The sequence below is a fragment of the Mycobacterium sp. NPDC050041 genome, assembly GCF_049541695.1.
In the GTDB taxonomy this organism is placed as follows: Bacteria; Actinomycetota; Actinomycetes; order Mycobacteriales; family Mycobacteriaceae; genus Mycobacterium.
In genome coordinates, this window is record NZ_JBMVDG010000004.1 from 102,040 (window position 1) to 120,172 (window position 18,133).

General features: G+C 69.5%; 19 protein-coding genes and 1 tRNA gene. 8 read left to right on the plus strand and 12 right to left on the minus strand.

The annotated features are described in order from the left end of the window. Positions 1-48: 48 nt before the first annotated feature. Positions 49-1,644, minus strand: a complete 1,596-nt coding sequence (locus tag ACPCHZ_RS14935; RefSeq protein WP_423485458.1) for a DUF222 domain-containing protein — start codon at positions 1,642-1,644, stop codon at positions 49-51. Positions 1,645-1,938: 294 nt separating this feature from the next. Here ACPCHZ_RS14935 and ACPCHZ_RS14940 point away from each other — a divergent pair, with 294 nt between their 5' ends. Beyond that, positions 1,939-2,448 carry a methylated-DNA--[protein]-cysteine S-methyltransferase gene (locus ACPCHZ_RS14940; protein WP_423485459.1) on the plus strand — a complete coding sequence of 170 codons (510 nt, stop codon included), beginning with the start codon at positions 1,939-1,941 and terminating at the stop codon, positions 2,446-2,448. Next, the gene (locus ACPCHZ_RS14945) at positions 2,448-3,173 is read left to right on the plus strand and encodes a 2OG-Fe(II) oxygenase (RefSeq protein WP_423485460.1); all 726 of its coding nucleotides are present in this window, start codon (positions 2,448-2,450) and stop codon (positions 3,171-3,173) included. The genes ACPCHZ_RS14940 and ACPCHZ_RS14945 overlap by 1 nt, the downstream gene beginning before the upstream one ends. 8 nt (positions 3,174-3,181) lie before the next feature. Here ACPCHZ_RS14945 and ACPCHZ_RS14950 read toward each other — a convergent pair whose 3' ends face one another. Together ACPCHZ_RS14950 and ACPCHZ_RS14955 are read right to left on the minus strand one after the other, a co-directional pair. Then, positions 3,182-3,808: a class I SAM-dependent methyltransferase gene (locus ACPCHZ_RS14950; RefSeq protein WP_423485461.1), complete on the minus strand. Its 627-nt coding sequence runs from the start codon at positions 3,806-3,808 to the stop codon at positions 3,182-3,184. Next, positions 3,801-4,757: an NAD(P)/FAD-dependent oxidoreductase gene (locus ACPCHZ_RS14955; protein WP_423485462.1), complete on the minus strand. Its 957-nt coding sequence runs from the start codon at positions 4,755-4,757 to the stop codon at positions 3,801-3,803. Before ACPCHZ_RS14955 ends, ACPCHZ_RS14950 begins: the two co-directional genes overlap by 8 nt. Before the next feature lie 47 nt (positions 4,758-4,804). Here ACPCHZ_RS14955 and ACPCHZ_RS14960 point away from each other — a divergent pair, with 47 nt between their 5' ends. Then, the gene (locus ACPCHZ_RS14960) at positions 4,805-5,389 is read left to right on the plus strand and encodes a helix-turn-helix domain-containing protein (RefSeq protein ID WP_364981293.1); all 585 of its coding nucleotides are present in this window, start codon (positions 4,805-4,807) and stop codon (positions 5,387-5,389) included. Between the two features lie 13 nt (positions 5,390-5,402). Here ACPCHZ_RS14960 and ACPCHZ_RS14965 read toward each other — a convergent pair whose 3' ends face one another. From ACPCHZ_RS14965 to ACPCHZ_RS14975, 3 genes are read right to left on the minus strand one after another with little or no spacing between them, the layout of a single operon-like run. After that, positions 5,403-6,506 carry a bifunctional RNase H/acid phosphatase gene (locus ACPCHZ_RS14965; RefSeq protein WP_423485463.1) on the minus strand — a complete coding sequence of 368 codons (1,104 nt, stop codon included), beginning with the start codon at positions 6,504-6,506 and terminating at the stop codon, positions 5,403-5,405. Then, complete coding sequence (locus ACPCHZ_RS14970; protein ID WP_423485464.1) at positions 6,506-7,237, minus strand: zinc ribbon domain-containing protein; 732 nt, start codon at positions 7,235-7,237, stop codon at positions 6,506-6,508. The genes ACPCHZ_RS14965 and ACPCHZ_RS14970 overlap by 1 nt, the downstream gene beginning before the upstream one ends. After that, the gene (locus tag ACPCHZ_RS14975) at positions 7,234-8,376 is read right to left on the minus strand and encodes a Nif3-like dinuclear metal center hexameric protein (RefSeq protein WP_423485465.1); all 1,143 of its coding nucleotides are present in this window, start codon (positions 8,374-8,376) and stop codon (positions 7,234-7,236) included. The genes ACPCHZ_RS14970 and ACPCHZ_RS14975 overlap by 4 nt, the downstream gene beginning before the upstream one ends. 71 nt (positions 8,377-8,447) lie before the next feature. Between ACPCHZ_RS14975 and ACPCHZ_RS14980 the strand changes: the two genes are divergently transcribed. From ACPCHZ_RS14980 to ACPCHZ_RS14990, 3 genes are read left to right on the plus strand one after another with little or no spacing between them, the layout of a single operon-like run. After that, entirely contained in the window at positions 8,448-9,128 is a 681-nt protein-coding gene (locus ACPCHZ_RS14980; protein ID WP_423485466.1) for an HAD hydrolase-like protein, read from the plus strand. Continuing rightward, positions 9,121-9,651: a low molecular weight protein-tyrosine-phosphatase gene (locus ACPCHZ_RS14985; RefSeq protein WP_423485467.1), complete on the plus strand. Its 531-nt coding sequence runs from the start codon at positions 9,121-9,123 to the stop codon at positions 9,649-9,651. The genes ACPCHZ_RS14980 and ACPCHZ_RS14985 overlap by 8 nt, the downstream gene beginning before the upstream one ends. Then, positions 9,651-10,478 carry an SURF1 family protein gene (locus tag ACPCHZ_RS14990; RefSeq protein WP_423485468.1) on the plus strand — a complete coding sequence of 276 codons (828 nt, stop codon included), beginning with the start codon at positions 9,651-9,653 and terminating at the stop codon, positions 10,476-10,478. The genes ACPCHZ_RS14985 and ACPCHZ_RS14990 overlap by 1 nt, the downstream gene beginning before the upstream one ends. On the opposite strand, the gene ACPCHZ_RS14995 is transcribed toward ACPCHZ_RS14990, so the two are convergent. The 6 genes from ACPCHZ_RS14995 to ACPCHZ_RS15020 all read right to left on the minus strand — a co-directional run bounded on the left by ACPCHZ_RS14995 (position 10,432) and on the right by ACPCHZ_RS15020 (position 13,695). Further along, on the minus strand, positions 10,432-11,397 hold the full coding sequence (locus ACPCHZ_RS14995) for a cobalamin biosynthesis protein (RefSeq protein WP_423485724.1): 966 nt from the start codon (positions 11,395-11,397) through the stop codon (positions 10,432-10,434). The genes ACPCHZ_RS14990 and ACPCHZ_RS14995 overlap by 47 nt on opposite strands. Before the next feature lie 29 nt (positions 11,398-11,426). Further along, positions 11,427-12,083: a hemerythrin domain-containing protein gene (locus tag ACPCHZ_RS15000; protein ID WP_423485469.1), complete on the minus strand. Its 657-nt coding sequence runs from the start codon at positions 12,081-12,083 to the stop codon at positions 11,427-11,429. Positions 12,084-12,119: 36 nt separating this feature from the next. Further along, positions 12,120-12,506, minus strand: coding sequence for a nuclear transport factor 2 family protein (locus ACPCHZ_RS15005; RefSeq protein WP_423485725.1), 387 nt, complete (start codon positions 12,504-12,506; stop codon positions 12,120-12,122). A gap of 184 nt (positions 12,507-12,690) precedes the next feature. Beyond that, positions 12,691-12,762: transfer RNA gene (locus ACPCHZ_RS15010), tRNA-Val, on the minus strand. A gap of 40 nt (positions 12,763-12,802) precedes the next feature. After that, positions 12,803-13,270 (minus strand): peroxiredoxin, encoded by a 468-nt coding sequence (locus ACPCHZ_RS15015; RefSeq protein ID WP_423485470.1) that lies wholly within the window; start codon positions 13,268-13,270, stop codon positions 12,803-12,805. Continuing rightward, the gene (locus tag ACPCHZ_RS15020; protein ID WP_264010563.1) at positions 13,270-13,695 is read right to left on the minus strand and encodes a DUF3052 domain-containing protein; all 426 of its coding nucleotides are present in this window, start codon (positions 13,693-13,695) and stop codon (positions 13,270-13,272) included. Before ACPCHZ_RS15020 ends, ACPCHZ_RS15015 begins: the two co-directional genes overlap by 1 nt. 265 nt (positions 13,696-13,960) lie before the next feature. On the opposite strand from ACPCHZ_RS15020, the gene aceE reads away from it, so the two are divergent. After that, positions 13,961-16,750, plus strand: a complete 2,790-nt coding sequence (gene aceE / locus ACPCHZ_RS15025; protein WP_423485471.1) for a pyruvate dehydrogenase (acetyl-transferring), homodimeric type — start codon at positions 13,961-13,963, stop codon at positions 16,748-16,750. Positions 16,751-16,791: 41 nt separating this feature from the next. Beyond that, positions 16,792-18,078, plus strand: a complete 1,287-nt coding sequence (locus tag ACPCHZ_RS15030; RefSeq protein WP_423485472.1) for a PucR family transcriptional regulator — start codon at positions 16,792-16,794, stop codon at positions 18,076-18,078. The last annotated feature ends 55 nt before the right edge of the window (positions 18,079-18,133 follow it).

Sequence of the window (18,133 nt, forward strand, 5' to 3'; positions counted from 1 at the left end):
GGCGGGCCCGCCGCTTCACCCTGCCCCTCGACGAAACATCACTCCACGTCAGAAGGGTGGGGGTTCGTCGCCGGGTTGGGGTGGTGGCTTGGGGGCGAAGAGTTTGTCGAGTGCTTGTCGGCGGGCTTGTCGGCGGGCTTCGCGGTGTTCACGGTTGGCTTGGCGTTCGGCGGCGATGCGGGCGGCTTTGTTCTGGGCTCGGGTGCGTTGCCGTGTGGGCATCATCGCGGTGCGATCACCGCACGGGTCCCCTGTCCGCGGTGTGATGATGGCTGCGGCGGTGGGGGTGCACAGGTGCGGGAAGAGCAGCGCCGCTCCGGGTGTGGTGGTGTAGGTCTGCCCGGCGGGGCTGGTCCAGATGACCGTCCCGTCGCGGTGTTGCTGGTCGTGCCAGCCCCAGAACGTTTTGATCAGGTGGTGCAGGCGGCACAGGCATTTGAGGTTCGACGCCTGAGTCGGCCCACCTTGGCTGTAGGGGATGGTGTGGTCGATGTCGGTGCTGAAGGCCGCCACGTCGCAGCCGGGGAATCGGCAACCCATGTCGCGGCACCGCACGAACTCCGCCAGGTTGCGCGACGGGGTGTAGCGCGGTTCGGGGGCGGCGTCGCCGGGGTGGATGAGCGGCCGGATGGTGGCGTGCTCGGCCAAGCCTGCGAGCTGTTCAGGCGGCAGGAGGCCGTCGTTGTGCACCAGGCTCGCCACCGAATCAGCGACAGAAGCGTCCCGGGCGGTGGCCTCGGTATCAGTGTCGGTGGTGTCGACCGACGTGTCGGCCGAGGTGTTCGCATCCTCGGCGGCATCCCCGCTGTCAGCGTCGGTGTTGGGGCCGGTGATGGTGTGGATGACGAAGGGGGCGGCGATCGCGTTCTTGTTCGGGCAGTCGGGGGTGCCGCATCGGCAGCCCAGGTGGTCGGCGCCCTTGGCGATGGCTTCGATGGCGTCGACGCGGCGCTGCTTCTTGGTGCGCGGATCATCGGGGCAGACGGTGTCGGCGAGCGCGTCGAGGCGGTTGTCGAACACCCGGGCCCCGGCGGTGGGCATGGTGCCGCCGAAACTGCTCATCCCGTCCAGGCCGTCGATGACCCACACCTCACGCTCGTCGGCGGCTTTCTGGCGGCGCCGCACCGCATCCCGATCGTGGGTGGCGATGATCCGGTCGACATACCCGCAGACCTGGCCGTAGCTCAGCCTCATCAACCGGGCCGCCGCACCGGCCAAGGTGGCATCGACGTGGGTCAAGACAGCGGGGTCGGTGATCAACGTGGTGCGGTGCAGCAGGGTGTCGACGATGTCGAGGGTCAACTCACCGGCGCGGAACACCGCCGCCACCAACGGTAGGCGTTCACGCAGCCCGCGAGCGAGGCCGACCTGATCCTTGGCCCGCTCGTAGGCGATGTTCAGTGCCGCGCCGATCTCGACGGCCACCGCGGATTCGGTGTCCACGGCCCACTGGTCGCTGAGCTCATCGCGCTCGGCGAACCGCACCGCATACAACTCACCGATCGCGGTCAACCGCGCCGCGGCCTGCTGATTCTCCCGACGCGCCGCCACCACCACGGCGATTATCAGTTCGCGTGCCTCGACCGACTCCGGACGCGTCACGGCCAGCACCTGGTCGAAGCTTGCCTGCGCCGGATCGAACATACATTCGATTATGGCAGAGGGGTACGACAATGATTCTGTTCAACCGGTTCGAGTGAGGATGGTCTTGCTCGTTCGCCGCCAGTGATGACTCGTGGTTCGACTGACGCCCACCTGGGTTGTCTAACAGGTGAAATGTCTCACAAGCGACGTGCGGGCAAGCGGGGCGGACATGACTTACAACGTGACATCCCCACGCCGCGTCGTCATCGCCGTCAACACCTACCTCGACACCGTCCACCTCGCCGTCTCACAGAATCGACGACCAGACCGTCTACTCGGTGAAGGGAGGACGCCATGAGCATCCGACACACCGTGATCGACAGCCCGCTCGACGAGTTGACGCTGGTCGCCGACGGCGACACGTTGATCGGCTTGTACTTCCGTGGGCACTGGCCCAGGCCGGCGAGGAGCGGCTTCGGCCGACGGGTCGACGCGGACACTGATCCGCTGCTGGCCGAGGCGCACAACCAGTTAGGCGACTACCTGAGCGGAACCCGCACGGCACTCGATCTGCCGATCGACCCGCGCGGTGACAGCCTGCAGCGACGGGTGTGGGGGCAGCTGACCACGATCCCCTACGGCGCCACGATGACGTACGGCGAACTGGCCGACACCGTCGGCGGCGTGACCGCCCGCGAAGCCGGACAGATCGTCGGCCGCAATCCGCTCAGCATCGTGATCCCGTGCCACCGGGTGGTGGGCAAGACCGGCCGGCTGACCGGCTACGCCGGCGGCATCGCTCGCAAGAAGCTGCTTCTCGACCTGGAAGAGCCGGCAGAGCTCAGGGCGGCGAGGCTCTTCTGATGGCCGATGCGGTGCAACAAGATTGGCAGCGACGCGTCGACTCCGCGGACTGGCTAGGAGTCGCCGCGGAGCTCGACGAATTCGGCGGCGCCCCGCTGCCCGCGTTGCTCTCCCCCGCCGAGGCGACGGCGCTGCGGGCGGCCTACGACGACGACACGCGATTTCGCGCGACCATCGACATGGGCCGATACCGCTTCGGCCGCGGCGAGTACCGGTACTTCGACCTCCCCCTGCCCGAGCCCGTCGAGCGGCTCAAACACGCGCTCTATCCTCGCCTGCTGCCGATCGCGCGCGACTGGTGGACCCGGCTCGGACGCGAGGCGCCCTGGCCCGACACCCTCGACGAGTGGCTGGCCGCATGCCACGCCGCCGGCCAGACCCGGTCGACGGCGATCCTGCTTCGATACGGCCCCGGCGACTGGAATGCGCTGCATCGGGACCTGTACGGAGACATGATCTTTCCCCTGCAGGTGGTGATCGGTCTCAACGAGCCCGGCGTCGACCACACGGGTGGCGAGTTCCTGCTGCTCGAGCAGCGGCCCCGTGCGCAATCCCGCGGGACCTCGACGACGGTGCCGTTCTGCCACGGGTTCGTGTTCACCACGCGTGAACGGCCGGTGCGCTCTTCCCGCGGCTGGAGTACCGCGCCGGTCCGCCACGGCGTCTCGACGGTCCGGTCCGGCGAGCGGTTCACCCTCGGCCTGGTGTTCCACGACGCCACCTGAGCGACGGCCTACTGCACTTCCGCCCGGCGCAGGACGATCACGTTGTCGAGCAGAGTCCCCGCTTCGCCGGCCGGGCCGGTGGCGGAACGCTCGACCGGTTCGGCGCGAACCCGTTGCCAATGAACAGGATCGAGCCCGATGGGATCGAGAACCTCACTGACCGAGAGGAAGCGGTGCTTGCGGGCCATCTCGTGCGCCCACGGTGGCGCCGCACCGTGGTCGACGACGATCAACAGCCCGCCCGACGCGACCGCCTCGACTGCGCGACGCAACACGGTGTCGCGGTCGAATTCCAGGGGTGACTGCAGGAACTGCGCTGACACCAGGTCGAACTCGCCGTCGGGGAAACTCTCCAGCAGGTCGTGACGCTGGAAGTCGACACGCGCCGACACCCCGGCCTCCTCTGCGGCGCCGGTCGCACGTTCCAATGCCGTCGGTGAGATGTCCACCGCCGTCACGTGCCATCCGCGTTCGGCCAGCCATACGGTGTCCCCGCCCTCGCCACAGCCCAGATCGAGAGCACGACCCGGCGGGAGCGACTCGGCCGTCTCGGCGAGCCAGGGATTCACCCGGCCGCTCCACACCCGTTCACGCGCGCCGTACAGCTCGTCCCAGAACTCCTGCGCCTCAGACATTCACGTGCTCCTTCCATTCGGGGACCGGCAACCCGTGGTCGTCGGCCATCAGGGACTGCATCACCGAGGCGCCGGCCAGCGATCCGGCGGCGACGGCCGCCGCCACCTGCGGCACCTGCACGCACACGTCACCGGCGGCGAACACGCCTTGCACCGACGTGCGCTGCAGCGCGTCGACGACCACCGCGTCTTCGGCGAGGGGATGTGACTCCTGGAACCGCACGCCCAGTCGCGCCGCGAGCGGCGAACGCTGGCGCAGCCGCGGGGTCACCATCAGGGCGCGCCGGTCGATGCTCGTCCCGTCGGTGAATTCGATTGCGTCGAGGCCGTCGTCGACGATCCGCAGCCCCGCCACCGGACGCTCGTCGATCTCCACGCCGGCCGCGGTCAGTCGCGCGCGGTCCTCGCCGTTCAGATCCGCCGGTCCGTCGGTGAGCACCACGACGTCGTCGGTCCATCCCCGCAGCAGCAGCGAGGCATGCACGGCACGTGGGCCGCGGGCCAGCACCGCGACCGGCTGATCCCTGACCTCCCAGCCGTGGCAGAAGGGACAGTGGAACACCGACCTGCCCCACAGCCGATCCATCCCGGCCAGCGCAGGCATGTCGTAGGACATCCCGCCTGCCAGCAGGATTCGCCGCGCCGTCACCTGTCGACCGTCGTTCAGCAAGAGGGCGAACCCGTCGTCGGCACGCTCGGCGTCGACCACCTCACCGGCCTGCACCTCCACGGACGGATACGCCGTCAGTTCGGCTCTGCCCGCCGCGTACAGATCCGCGGGAGGCCGGCCGTCGAATCCGAGGAGCCCGCCGATGCCGTGTGCGGCCAAGTTGCTCTGCGCGCCGGCATCGACCACCAGCGTGCGTCGCCGCGCACGTCCCAACACCAGCGCAGCACTCAATCCCGCGGCGCCACCGCCCACCACCACACAGTCCCAGATCTCGTCCATGTCCCGAGGTTGCCGCGCACACCGGTCAAGTGCCAAGCTGTTTTGCCATGCAGGCAAAGACAGCCGAAGAAGACAGTGTCGACCAACGGGTCCGGCGGCGGTTGCGGGAGCTGCGGACGCAGCGCGGCCTCACGCTCGAGGAGGTGGCGAACCGGTCGAGCATCGACGTGTCGACACTGAGCCGGCTCGAATCGGGCAAGCGTCGCCTCGCGTTGGACCACCTGCCACGCCTCGCCGCCGCACTGTCGGTCAGCACCGACGACCTGCTGCGCACGCCCGACGCCGAAGACCCACGGGTCAAGAGCAGTTCACACACCCATCACGGCGTCACCTACTGGCCGCTGACCCGGCAGGGGCCGGCCAGTGGCCTGCACGCGTTCAAGATCCGGGTGAGTGCGCGACGCCGCAAGCCGCCGGAGGAACTGCCGGTGCACGAGGGACAGGACTGGATGTACGTGCTCTCAGGCCGGCTGCGGTTGATCCTGGGCGACCAGGATTTCACCGTGAAACCCGGTGAGGCGGTTGAATTCTCGACGTGGACGCCGCACTGGTTCGGCGCTGTCGAGGAAGCGGTCGAGGCGCTGGCGATCTTCGGGCCGCACGGCGAGCGCCTGCACCTGCACACCTCGTGACCGGCGCCTCAGATCACAGATACGACGTCTGGTTCACCAGTCGCACCGACGCCGCGCCATCCGGATAGAACTCGGCGACGCTCAGCGAGGCGAGGTCGAGATGCAGCCGGTAGAGGATCGTGGGCCCGGCGTCGAGCGCCAGCCGCAGCATGGTCTTGATGGGCGTCACGTGGGACACCACCAGCACCGTCGCGTCGCCGTGCTCGGCGATGATGCGGTTGCGCGCGCGCCGGACGCGGTGCGCCACGGTGTCGAAGCTCTCGCCGCCGGGCGGGTCGATGGCGGTGTCGCGCAACCACCGCGAGTGCAGATCCGGATCCCGTTCGGACGCTTCGGAGAACGTCAGGCCCTCCCAGTCGCCGAAGTCCGTCTCGATGAGGTCCTCGTCGACGGTGAGGTCGAGCCCGAGCGCCTTGGCCGCCGCCGCGGCGGTGTCGTAGGCGCGTTGCAGCGGCGACGTCACGACGGCCGAGATCCCGCCGCGCTGGGCGAGGTACCCCGCTGCGGCGTCGGCCTGCCTGCGTCCGAGGTCGGTCAATGCCGGATTGCCGCGGCCGGAGTAGCGCCGCTGCACCGACAGCTCGGTCTGCCCGTGCCGCAGCAGCATCAGCCGGGTCGGCGCGCCGCGGGCACCGGTCCAGCCCGCCGGACTCGTCACCACCTGCGTCGACGCGGGTGCGTCCGCGGTCGCCTCGGACGGGCCGTCGCCGATCCCCGCCGCGGCATCCATGGCTTCGTTGGCCAGCCGGTCGGCGTGCGAATTCTGTGCGCGCGGGATCCAGCGGTAGTCCACCCGCTCGAACCTGCCGGCCAGACCGCTTGCCTCGCGGTGCAATTCGATCAGGTCGGGATGCTTGACCTTCCAACGGCCGTTCATCTGCTCGACCACCAGCTTGGAATCCATGGCGACGGCCACCTCGGTGGCGCCCACCCCGGCGGCCTCCTCGAGTCCCGCGATCAGCCCGCGGTACTCCGCGACATTGTTGGTGGCACGCCCGATCGCCTGCTTGCTCTCGGCGAGAACGGTGGCGCGGTCGGCCGAGAACACCACCGCACCGAATCCGGCGGGGCCCGGATTGCCGCGCGACCCGCCGTCGGCCTCGACGATCACCTTCATCAGCCGTTGTCCTTCACGCGCAACAGGATCGCACCGCACTCAGGACACCGCAGCACCTCGTCCTCGGCCGCGGCCGAGATCCTCGCCAATTCGCCGCGGTCGATCTCGATCCGGCAGGCGCCACACCGGCGGCCCTGCAGTGCGCCCGCCCCCGGGCCGCCGCCGGAGCGCTGGCGCTCGTAGAGCTTCACCAGGTCGGCGTCGAGCATCTCGACGATCTCGTCGCGCCGCGTGGCCCGCTGGCGCCGGGTCTGGCCGAGTTCGTTGACGGCCGCGTCCCGCGCCGCGCGGGCTGCGCTCAGGCCGGTCTGCAGTTCGTCGATGGTGGCGAGCGCCGCCGCCTGCTGCTCCTGCAGTTCCTCGCGCCGCTCCATCACCTCCAGCAGCGAGTCCTCCAGGCTGGCCTGCCGACGCTGCAGCGTCTCGAGTTCGTGCTGCAGTTCGGTGACCTGCTTGGCGTTGGCGGCGTTGTCGAGCAGTGACCGGTCCCGGTCCTCCCGCTTGCGCACCGAGTCGATCTCGCCTTCGAGTTTGGCCGCCTGGCCCTCGAGGTCGTCGAGCGCGATCTGCAGGACGGCCAGCTTGTCGTTGGCCTCGGTGTGCTCGGCCTGCACGGCGTCGAGCCGTTGCTGCTCGGCGAGGTTCTTCGTCCGGTGGTCGATGCGACTGAGCTCGGCATCGACCTGAGCCAGCTCGAGCAACGAGCGTTGTTGCACTACTTCGGCTTTCATGTCCTCTTTTCCGTACGGTCGTCTTCGACGTTCCACGGGTCGGTGCGCACCGGACACACCTGCACCGGCAGTGCGGCGCCGAATCGGCCACGCAACAGCTCGGCCGCCTGGTGGCACCAGGGGAATTCACTCGCCCAGTGCGCGACGTCGACGAGCGCCACAGGCGACCCGCGTCGGTATTCGTCGGCGGGGTGATGGCGCAGGTCGGCGGTGACGTAGGCCTGGACGTCCGCGGCCGTCACGGCGTCCAGCAGGGAGTCGCCCGCGCCGCCGCACACCGCCACCCGCGACACCGTCGCACGCGGATCGCCCGCGGCCCGCACCCCCCACGTCGTCTCGGGCAGTGCGGCACGGACCCGCGCCACGAACGACGAGAGCGGTTCGGGTGCGGGCAGCTGCCCGATCCGGCCGAGGCCGGTGTCGCCGGGCAGCGGCGCCAGCGCCAGCACGTCGAAGGCGGGTTCCTCGTAGGGATGTGCGGCGCGCAACGCCGCGAGGATGCGGGCACGCGACCTCGCCGGTGCGATCACCTCCACCCGGTCCTCCGGCACCCGCTCGACGGCGCCGATGCTGCCGATCGCCGGGCGGGCGCCGTCGTGCGGCAGGAACTGACCGGTTCCCGCGACGGTCCAGCTGCAATGCGAGTAGTCGCCGATGTGGCCTGCGCCTGCGGCGAACAGGGCTTCGCGGAGTGCGTCGGAGTCCTCGGTCGGCACGAACACGACCCACTTGTCCAGGTCGGCGCGCGGCTGCGACGGGGACAACGCGTCACCCACCTCGAGCCCGATCGCCTCGGCCAGCGCGTCGGAGACGCCGGGACGGGCGCTGTCGGCGTTGGTGTGCGCGGTGAACAGGGCGCGTCCGGAGCGCAGCAGCCGGTGCACCAGCGCGCCCTTGGGGGTGCTCGCCGCCACGGTGTCCACGCCGCGCAGCAGCAGCGGGTGGTGCGCCAGCAGCAGACCGCCGTCGGGCACCTCGTCGACGACGTCGGCGGTGGCGTCCACGGCGACCGTCACCGAGGAGACCGTCTCGTCGGGGTCGCCGCACACCAGGCCCACCGAATCCCACGCCTCGGCGAGCCCGGGTGGATACGCGTCGTCGAGGACGTCGATGATCTCGGCCAGACGGACACTCCCCACATCACGACAGTAATGGGCGGTCCGGCCGGTGGGATTTCGGGACGACGCACTGCGTCGGGGACAATGGCGGTGTGACGGACACGCTGGACAGCACGCTCGCCGCGACGCGACCGCAGCTGGTCCTCTTCGACCTCGACGGCACCCTGACCGACTCGGCACGCGGCATCGTGTCCAGCTTCAAGCACGCGCTCGCCGAGGTCGGCGCCCCGGTGCCGGACGGCGACCTGGCCGGACGGATCATCGGGCCGCCGATGCACCACACCCTCGGCGCCATGGGACTCGGCGACCGCACCGCCGCCGCGGTCGCCGCCTACCGGGCCGACTACACGACGCGGGGCTGGTCGATGAACAGCCTGTTCGACGGCATCCCCGGTCTGCTGGCCGACCTGCGGGCGGCGGGGGTGCGTCTGGCGGTGGCCACCTCGAAGGCGGAACCCACGGCGCACCGGATCCTCGAACACTTCGGTCTGGCCGGCCACTTCGAGGTGATCGCGGGCGCCAGCGTCGACGGCTCGCGCGCCGAGAAGGCCGACGTGGTGGCCCATGCGCTGGCGAAGTTGGCGCCGCTGCCCGAGCGGGTGCTGATGGTCGGTGACCGCAGCCATGACGTGGAGGGCGCCGCGGCACACGGCATCGACACGGTGGTGGTCGACTGGGGTTACGGCCGCACCGATTTCACGAGGCCCGGTGCGGTGCGCGGCCGGGCACACGTGGCCACCGTCGCCGATCTGCGTGAGGTGCTCGGTGTCTGAGCTTCGGCGGGCAGGAGCGAAGCGACCCGGGGATGAACCACTGCACGTCACGTTCGTCTGCTCGGGCAACATCTGCCGCTCGCCGATGGCGGAGAAGATGTTCGCCCATCAGATCGCCGAGCGCGGCCTGGCCGACGCGGTCCGGGTGAGCAGCGCGGGCACCGGCGGCTGGCATGCGGGCGACCCGGCCGACAGCCGCGCCGGTCGCGTGCTGCGCGCCCACGGCTATCCCTCGGCCCACTGCGCCGCGCAGGTCGACGACGACCACCGCAGCGCCGACCTCGTGGTGGCGCTGGGTCGCAACCACCTGCGCATGCTCGGCGAGCAGGGTGTGCCGTCGAACCGGCTGCGGATGCTGCGCTCATTCGACCCGCGCTCGGGGGCGCATGCGCTGGACGTCGACGATCCCTACTACGGCACCCAGGACGACTTCGAGGACGTGTTCCGGGTGATCGAGGCGGCGCTGCCCGGCCTGCACGACTGGGTGGACGAACGCCTCGCCGAACGCGGGCTGGCCAGCTGATGCGTCGGTGGGCGTTCTTCCTACGGCCGGGCTGGCTGGCCCTGTTCGTCGTGGTGATGGCGTTCGCCTACCTGTGCTTCACCGTGCTGGCTCCGTGGCAGCTCGGCAAGAACACCAAGACCTCCCGGGAGAACGACCAGATCGCCTACTCGCTGACCGCGGACCCCGTTCCCGTGACGACACTTCTGCCGCAACAGGATTCGTCGGCGGCCGACGACCAGTGGCGACGGGTGACGGCCACCGGCCACTATCTGCCCGACGCGCAGGTGCTTGCCCGGCTGCGGGTGGTCGACGGCGACCCCGCCTACGAGGTGCTGGTGCCGTTCGCCGTGGACGGCGGGCCCACCGTGCTCGTCAACCGCGGATATGCCAAGCCGGAGCAGGGTTCCCAGGTGCCGCCGATCGCCCCCGTTCCGGGCGGCACGGTCACCATCACCGCGCGGCTGCGGGATTCCGAACAGGTCGCCGCCGACAAGAAGCCGATGCGCGCCGAGGGCTTCGACCAGGTGTACTCGATCAACACCGCGCAGGTCGCGACGCTGACGGGCGTTCCGCTGGCCGGCTCGTACCTGCAACTCGTCGAGGACCAGCCCGGCGGTCTCGGGGTGATCCCGCTGCCGCATCTCGACGCGGGGCCGTTCCTGTCCTACGGCATCCAGTGGATCGCGTTCGGCATCATCGCCCCGATCGGTCTCGGTTACTTCGTGTACTCCGAGGTCCGGCAGCGCCGACTGGAGAAGGCCGCGGCGACGGCTGCCGCAGCGGCGCCGCCCGCGCCGCTCACCGCCGAGCAGAAGATCGCCGACCGCTACGGCAGGCGGCGCTGACCAGGACCGCAAGCACCGCGGCGGCCAATTGCACCGCCCGCGACAGGCGCACCGCCCTGCTGACGTCCGCGACCTCGGGGACGCGGCCGTGGCCGAGAGTCGGGCGGATCTCCAGCTCGTGGGCGTACTGCGTCGGCCCACCCAGCCGGACCCCGAGCGCACCGGCGAACGCCGCCTCCACCACACCCGCGTTCGGGCTGGGGTGGCGCGCGGCGTCGCGCCGCCAGGCCCGGACCGCTGCCATGGGCGAGCCGCCGACCACCGGGGCGCACAGCGCCACCAGGACACCGGCCACCCGGGCCGGCAGGTAGTTCAGCACGTCGTCCAGACGGGCCGCGGCCCAGCCGAAGTTCGCGTAGCGCGGCGAGCGGTGCCCGATCATCGCGTCGAGGGTGTTCGCGCCGCGGTAGACCAGCACGCCGGGCACACCGGCCACCGACGCCCACCACAGCGGCGCCACCTGCGCGTCGGAGGTGTTCTCGGCGATCGACTCGACCGTCGCGCGGGTCAGGCCCGCGGCGTCGAGCACCGACGGGTCGCGGCCGCACAGCGACGGCAGCAGGCGGCGGGCGCCGTCGAGGTCGCCGGCGTCGAGCAGCGCGGACATGTCTGCTCCCACCCGTGCAAGTGACGTGCCGCCGAGCGCGACGAACGTCGCCAGCCCCGTCATCGAGGCGGTCGCGACACCGCCACCGCGCCCGGACATCCGCTGCGCCGTAACGCCGAGCACGGTGAGCACACCCAGCAGGACGCCGGTGTGCGCGACGCCTGCGGTGCGGCTGTCGGCGTAGGTCGCCCGTTCCAGGGCGGCGGCGGCGTTGCCGAACAGCGCCACCGGGTGGCCCCGCCGCGGGTCGCCGAATGCGAGATCGGCCGCACACCCGGCCGCGACACCCGCGGATCTCGACACGACGGTCAGCGTCTCACGGCCTCGGCCGGAGTGGACGGTCAGGCTCCCGCGCCGTACAACGCCGTGCGGTGAGATCTGTACGCGCGACTGCCCGCCAGTTTCAGCACGATCCGCAACGGCACCGGCACCGCCGCCATGAAGCGGCGTCCCTCCTCCGGGGTGGCCTGGCTCAGCAGAATGCCCCCGTACGCAAGGGCGAACCACAGGTTGGCCGGCTTGACGTAGGCCGCGCCCCGATCGATGAAGGTCTGCCACTCGGCGGCGGAGAGATGCTCGCCGACGAGGGGGACGAGATCACGCTCCTCGTCCCGGAAGTGGCTGGCGGCGAGGCCCGACAAGGCGTGGACTCTGTCGGCGAGCACGGTCCCGCGTCGGGAGTCCGCGGTGCGCTGCCACGACGGCCGGATCGACTCGATGTCTTTCATCACATCGGCGATCGCCAGGTGCTCGGTGCGGGCCCGGCCGGCAACGTCGTCGCTCAGCCCACTCCGGCTGTGCAGCGTCGGCCACAAGAAGTCGTCCTCCGCGGCGTGATGATGGTGCAACACCGACAGCATGTTGCCCAGATAGACGCCGACTGTGCGCGAGCGCTTCACGTCACCCGGTGCGACGTCATTGATGAGAGCGGGGATGTTGCCGAACTCGATGCGAAACGTCCGGTGGATCATCGCCATCTGAAACGGTTCGCTAGCCATGACAGAACCCCTCTGTGGGTGATCGACGGCAACGATCTAGCTGTTCACACCTTTTGCCCACGCCCAGGCCGTGAGTCGCCAATGAGTCCCGACTTTGCGAAGCGCCGCCGTGAATGTCGCACCGGTTTGATTGACCGGCGTTCCGCGAACGTTGTACGAAAAGGTCACTGGAACCACCACGTACCCGTGGTCCCCGGTCACGTCAGCATGTCGTGGCTCGCCCAATTCGATGTGGTAGTCCGTAACCCCAAGGTGCTCCCCCTCGGCGAGAGCGTCCTGATACCAGTCGTAGGCGGCCCTTGGACCTTGCCACACATGCGGCGACATTCCGTCGAGGATCTGCATCGGGTCCGCGCAGGCCGCTCCCATTGCTTCCGCGTCACCGCTGTTGAATGCATCGACGTACTGGCGCACTGCGCCCATTGGATCGTCCGAGGTAGCCACCGCGTTCGTCTCCCGTCATCGCTGCCTCGCACGCTAGTCGCCCGAGGCTGTGCGCCGTGGGCGATCGCTCACCGCTTGGGTCACTCCTGGGACACGGGCCATCCAGCGGCATCTGGCATCGATGCCCGCCTCGGATCACAGCGTCGACATGCACTGCTTTCGGTGGGCGCGGAGGGTTTCGAACCCCCGACCGCTGGTGTGTAAAACCAGAGCTCTACCACTGAGCTACACGCCCGTGCCGGGCAGGCTACACGGCGTTGACCTGCGACCGGAAATCAGTCGGCGGACGCCAGCGAGGCCAGCGCGGCGGTCCACACGGCCTGATCCCGCGGCTCGCCGGGCTGCTTCATCTCGGCGAACCGGATGACCCCCGAGCGGTCCACCACGAACGTCCCGCGGTTGGCGAATCCGGTGTCGTCGTTGAACACCCCGTAGGCCTTGGCGACGGCGCCGTGCGGCCAGAAGTCGGCCAGCACCGGGAAGGAGTAGCCGTGGCGGCCGGCCCACGCCTTGTGCGTGGGCGGCGGTCCGACCGAGATGGTCAGCGTCGCGGTGTCGGCGTTGTCATAGCGGGACAGGTTGTCGCGGATCTCGTCGAGCTCGCGCTGACAGGTCGGGGTGAACGCCAACGGGAAGAAGACCAGGACGACGTTGCGCGCACCACGGAAGTCGGCGAGGGCCACCGGCCTGCCGTGCTGGTTCTTCAGCGTGAAGTCGGGTGCCTGCGCCCCCGGCCCCAGCACTAACGCCTTCCCGCGGCCTTGGACTTCGGCTGCACCAGCCGGCTGGCGATCCAATCTCCGAGATTGGCCGACGACGTGGGCATCAGCCCGGCGGTCGGCGCCGACTCGGCGATCTCCGCCGGCTGCACGTGCCCCGGCTTGCCGGTCTTCGGGGTGACCACCCAGATGACGCCGTCCTCGGCCAACGGGGTGATGGCGTCCATCAACCGGTCGACGAGGTCACCGTCGTCGTTGCGCCACCAGAGCAGCACCACGTCGACGACCTCGTCCGCATCCTCGTCGAGCAGCTCGCCGCCGCACGCGTCCTCGATGTCGGCCCGGATGTCGTCGTCGACGTCCTCGTCCCAGCCCAACTCCTGGACAACCTGACCTTTTTCAATGCCCAGCCCCTGGGCGAAGTTCGGGGCGTCCGCCGCCGCGACCACCGTCGGTCCTCCTTGTGTCTGTGAGTGCACCGGGCCTATCGTCGCACGCCGCCCTGCTGATCCGGATGACTGGCAGCCCGGTTTGTCAATATGAGGCGCCACACCGGTCGGCAGGTCTGCAGACGTTACCGCGTGCCAACGCCCACCGTCGGATACTTCAGCTCCTCACCCCCACCGGTGCGGTTCGGGCACGATGGGGGGACGATGGAGGTCGTTGGCGCCGATCGCGCCCGCACCCCGAAACCGCACTACCAAGGAGCGGAAGTTGACCACCGAGTTCGCGCGCCAGGACCTGGCCCAAAACTCATCGAATTCACCCGAGCCCGACCGGGTCCGGGTGATCCGTGACGGTGTCGCGTCGTACCTGCCCGACATCGACCCCGAAGAGACCTCCGAATGGCTGGAATCGTTCGACGCACTCCTGGAGCGCTCCGGCCCCGCGCGGGCGCGCTACCTGATGCTGCGTCTGCTCGAGCGTTCCGGTGAGCAGCGCGTCGCCATCCCGGCGCTGACCTCCACCGACTACGTCAACACCATTCCCACCGAACTGGAACCCTGGTTCCCCGGCGACGAGGACGTCGAGCGCCGGTACCGGGCGTGGATCCGGTGGAACGCCGCCATCATGGTGCACCGCGCGCAGCGACCGGGAGTCGGTGTGGGCGGCCATATTTCGACGTATGCGTCCTCGGCGGCGCTCTACGAGGTCGGGTTCAACCACTTCTTCCGCGGCAAGAGCCATCCCGGCGGTGGCGACCAGGTGTTCATCCAGGGTCACGCATCCCCCGGCATCTACGCCCGCGCGTTCCTCGAGGGCCGGCTGACCGCCGACCAGCTCGACGGGTTCCGGCAGGAGCACAGCCACCCCGGTGGCGGGTTGCCGTCCTACCCGCACCCGCGGCTGATGCCGGACTTCTGGGAGTTCCCCACGGTGTCGATGGGCCTGGGCCCGATGAACGCGATCTACCAGGCGCGGTTCAACCACTACCTGAACGACCGTGGCATCAAGGACACCTCCGATCAGCACGTGTGGGCGTTCCTCGGCGACGGCGAGATGGACGAGCCGGAGAGCCGCGGCCTTGCCCACGTCGCCGCACTGGAGGCACTCGACAACCTGACGTTCGTCATCAACTGCAACCTGCAGCGTCTCGACGGACCGGTGCGCGGCAACGGCAAGATCATCCAGGAGCTCGAGTCGTTCTTCCGCGGCGCCGGCTGGAACGTCATCAAGGTGGTGTGGGGCCGCGAATGGGACGCGCTACTGCATGCCGACCGCGACGGTGCGCTGGTGAACCTGATGAACACCACCCCCGACGGCGACTACCAGACCTACAAGGCCAATGACGGCGGATACGTCCGCGACCACTTCTTCGGCCGCGACCCGCGCACCAAGCAGTTGGTGGAGAACCTGTCCGACACCGACATCTGGAATCTCAAGCGCGGTGGGCACGACTACCGCAAGGTCTACGCCGCCTACCGCGCGGCGACGGAGCACAAGGGTCAGCCGACGGTGATCCTGGCCAAGACCATCAAGGGCTACACGCTGGGCAAGCACTTCGAGGGCCGCAACGCCACCCACCAGATGAAGAAGCTTGCGCTGCAAGACCTCAAGGACTTCCGCGACGCGCAGCGCATCCCGATCAGCGACGAGCAGCTCGAGGACAACCCGTACCTGCCGCCGTACTACCACCCTGGTCCGGAGTCCTCGGAGATCCGCTACCTGCTCGACCGGCGTCGCGCACTCGGCGGGTTCGTGCCCGAGCGGCGGACGAAGTCCAAGGTGCTGACGCTGCCCGGCCGCGACGCCTACAAGGCGCTGAAGAAGGGCTCGGGCAAGCAGGAGGTCGCCACCACCATGGCGACGGTGCGCACGTTCAAAGAACTGTTGCGGGACAAGAACATCGGGCACCGCATCGTGCCGATCATCCCCGACGAGGCCCGCACCTTCGGAATGGACTCGTGGTTCCCGAACCTCAAGATCTACAACCGCAACGGCCAGCTGTACACGTCCGTGGACGCCGAATTGATGCTGGCGTACAAGGAGAGCGAAGTCGGCCAGATCCTGCACGAGGGGATCAACGAGGCCGGCTCGGTGGGCACGTTCATCGCCGCGGGCAGCGCCTACGCCACGCACAACGAGCCGATGATCCCGCTCTACATCTTCTACTCGATGTTCGGTTTCCAGCGCACGGGCGACAGCTTCTGGGCCGCGGCCGACCAGATGGCGCGCGGCTTCGTGCTGGGCGCCACGGCCGGGCGCACCACGCTGGTCGGTGAGGGCCTGCAGCACGCCGACGGCCACTCGCTGCTGCTGGCCTCGACGAATCCCGCTGTGGTGGCTTATGACCCGGCCTTCGCATACGAGATCGCCTACATCGTGGAGAGCGGTCTGGAACGGATGTACGGCGAGAATCCGGAGAACGTGTTCTTCCACATCACCATCTACAACGAGCCCTATCAGCAGCCCGCAGAGCCCGAGGACCTCGACGTCGAGGGCCTGCTGCGCGGCATCTACCGGTACCGGCGCGGGCCGCAGGGCAAGGCGAACACCGCCCAGATCCTGGTGTCGGGCGTCGGCATGCCCTCGGCGTTGCGGGCGGCCGAGCTGCTGGCCGAGGACTGGGATGTCTCGGCCGACGTCTGGTCGGTCACCAGCTGGGGCGAGCTGAACCGCGACGGCGTGCAGGTCGAGAAGGAGCTGCTGCGCCATCCGGAGCGGTCCGCAGGCACCCCGTACATCACCAAGGTGCTCGAGGACGCGGCCGGACCGGTCGTGGCGGTGTCGGACTGGATGCGCGGCGTGCCCGAACTGATCCGGCCGTGGGTGCCCGGCACGTACATCACGCTGGGCACCGATGGCTTCGGCTTCTCCGACACCCGGCCCGCGGCGCGGCGCTACTTCAACACCGACGGCGAATCGGTCGCGGTCGCGGTGCTCGAGGGGCTCGCCCGCGACGGCAACATCGACGCCTCGGTGGCCGTCGAGGCGGCCCGGCGTTACGAGATCGACGACGTGATGGCCGCCCCCGAGCAGACCTCCGATCCCGGCGTGGCCTGACGGTTGGAGGAAGCCGCCAAATACTGGCGTAGATTTTAGGGATGGCCGACAATCGGTACGTTCCGCCTGCGTCCACTCTCGAGGTGCTGCAGACGGTGCCGGACCCGGTGCTGCGCCGGTTGAAGCAGTTCTCCGGGCAGCTGGCCACCCAGGCCGTGCACGTCATGGAGGAGCGGCTGCCGTTCTTCGCCGGCCTGGAGGCCTCACAGCGGGCGAGCGTGCAACTCGTCGTGCAGGCCGCGGTGGTGAACTTCGTCGAATGGATGCGTGACCCGCAGAGCGACGTGAGCTACACCGCGCAGGCCTTCGAGGTGGTGCCCCAGGATCTGCGGCGTCGCATCGCGCTGCGCCAGTCGGTCGAGATGGTGCGGATCACGATGGAGTTCTTCGAAGAGGTGGTGCCGCTGCTGGCACGCAACGAAGAGCAGCTCACGGCGCTCACCGCGGGCATCCTGCGGTACTCCCGCGACCTGGCGTTCGCCGCGGCGACGGCATACGCCGACCAGGCCGAGGCCCGCGGCGCCTGGGACACCAGGATGGAAGCCAACCTGGTCGACGCGGTGGTGCGCGGCGACATCGGATCGGATCTGCAGTCCCAGGCCGCGGCACTGAACTGGGACGCCACCGCGCCGGCGACCGTCATCGTCGGACTGCCGCATCCCGACCGCAAGGATCTCGCCTCCGACGACGTCCGCGACGTGGTCAGCCGGAACAACCGGGCGGCCCTGACCGATGTGCACGGCAACTGGCTGGTCGCGATCGTGTCCGGACCGCTCTCGGTGACCGACCGGTTCGTCACCGACCTGATGAAGGCGTTCGCCGACGGTCCGGTGGTGGTCGGTCCGACGGCGCCGACGCTGGCGGGTGCGCACCGCAGTGCCACCGAGGCGATCTCCGGGATGAACGCGGTGGCGGGCTGGACGCTGGCGCCGCGGCCGGTGTCGGCCAGGGAGCTGCTCCCCGAGCGGGCACTGCTCGGGGACGCGACCGCGATCACCGCACTCGCGTCCGAGGTGATGAGGCCGCTGGCCGACGCCGGGCCGGCGCTGACCGAGACGCTGGACGCATACCTGGACTCGGGCGGTGCGATCGAAGCCTGCGCGCGCAAATTGTTCGTTCATCCAAACACCGTCCGATACCGCCTCAAACGGATCGCCGACTTCACCGGTCGGGATCCCACACTGCCCCGCGACGCCTACGTGCTGCGGGTGGCGGTGACGGTGGGTCGGCTGAACAACAAGGCATACCAGCCGACTGCGGCCGACCAGGGAAATGTGCAGGTCTCGGCGGCGCGGCCGGCCGCCACTGGGCCACAGCGGCGCAGGTAACACATTGCGGCGAGGTGTCGATGACGTCGCTTCACATGCAGTTTTGTGGACTGTC

What these genes read in the sequence shown, in the direction of transcription:
- ACPCHZ_RS14935 (WP_423485458.1), bottom strand. Translation starts at nt 1,644, where the DNA reads ATGTTCGATCCGGCGCAGGCAAGCTTCGACCAGGTGCTGGCCGTGACG.
- ACPCHZ_RS14940 (WP_423485459.1), top strand. Translation starts at nt 1,939, where the DNA reads ATGAGCATCCGACACACCGTGATCGACAGCCCGCTCGACGAGTTGACG.
- ACPCHZ_RS14945 (WP_423485460.1), top strand. Translation starts at nt 2,448, where the DNA reads ATGGCCGATGCGGTGCAACAAGATTGGCAGCGACGCGTCGACTCCGCG.
- ACPCHZ_RS14950 (WP_423485461.1), bottom strand. Translation starts at nt 3,808, where the DNA reads ATGTCTGAGGCGCAGGAGTTCTGGGACGAGCTGTACGGCGCGCGTGAA.
- ACPCHZ_RS14955 (WP_423485462.1), bottom strand. Translation starts at nt 4,757, where the DNA reads ATGGACGAGATCTGGGACTGTGTGGTGGTGGGCGGTGGCGCCGCGGGA.
- ACPCHZ_RS14960 (WP_364981293.1), top strand. Translation starts at nt 4,805, where the DNA reads ATGCAGGCAAAGACAGCCGAAGAAGACAGTGTCGACCAACGGGTCCGG.
- ACPCHZ_RS14965 (WP_423485463.1), bottom strand. Translation starts at nt 6,506, where the DNA reads ATGAAGGTGATCGTCGAGGCCGACGGCGGGTCGCGCGGCAATCCGGGC.
- ACPCHZ_RS14970 (WP_423485464.1), bottom strand. Translation starts at nt 7,237, where the DNA reads ATGAAAGCCGAAGTAGTGCAACAACGCTCGTTGCTCGAGCTGGCTCAG.
- ACPCHZ_RS14990 (WP_423485468.1), top strand. Translation starts at nt 9,651, where the DNA reads ATGCGTCGGTGGGCGTTCTTCCTACGGCCGGGCTGGCTGGCCCTGTTC.
- ACPCHZ_RS15000 (WP_423485469.1), bottom strand. Translation starts at nt 12,083, where the DNA reads ATGGCTAGCGAACCGTTTCAGATGGCGATGATCCACCGGACGTTTCGC.
- ACPCHZ_RS15005 (WP_423485725.1), bottom strand. Translation starts at nt 12,506, where the DNA reads ATGGGCGCAGTGCGCCAGTACGTCGATGCATTCAACAGCGGTGACGCG.
- ACPCHZ_RS15030 (WP_423485472.1), top strand. Translation starts at nt 16,792, where the DNA reads ATGGCCGACAATCGGTACGTTCCGCCTGCGTCCACTCTCGAGGTGCTG.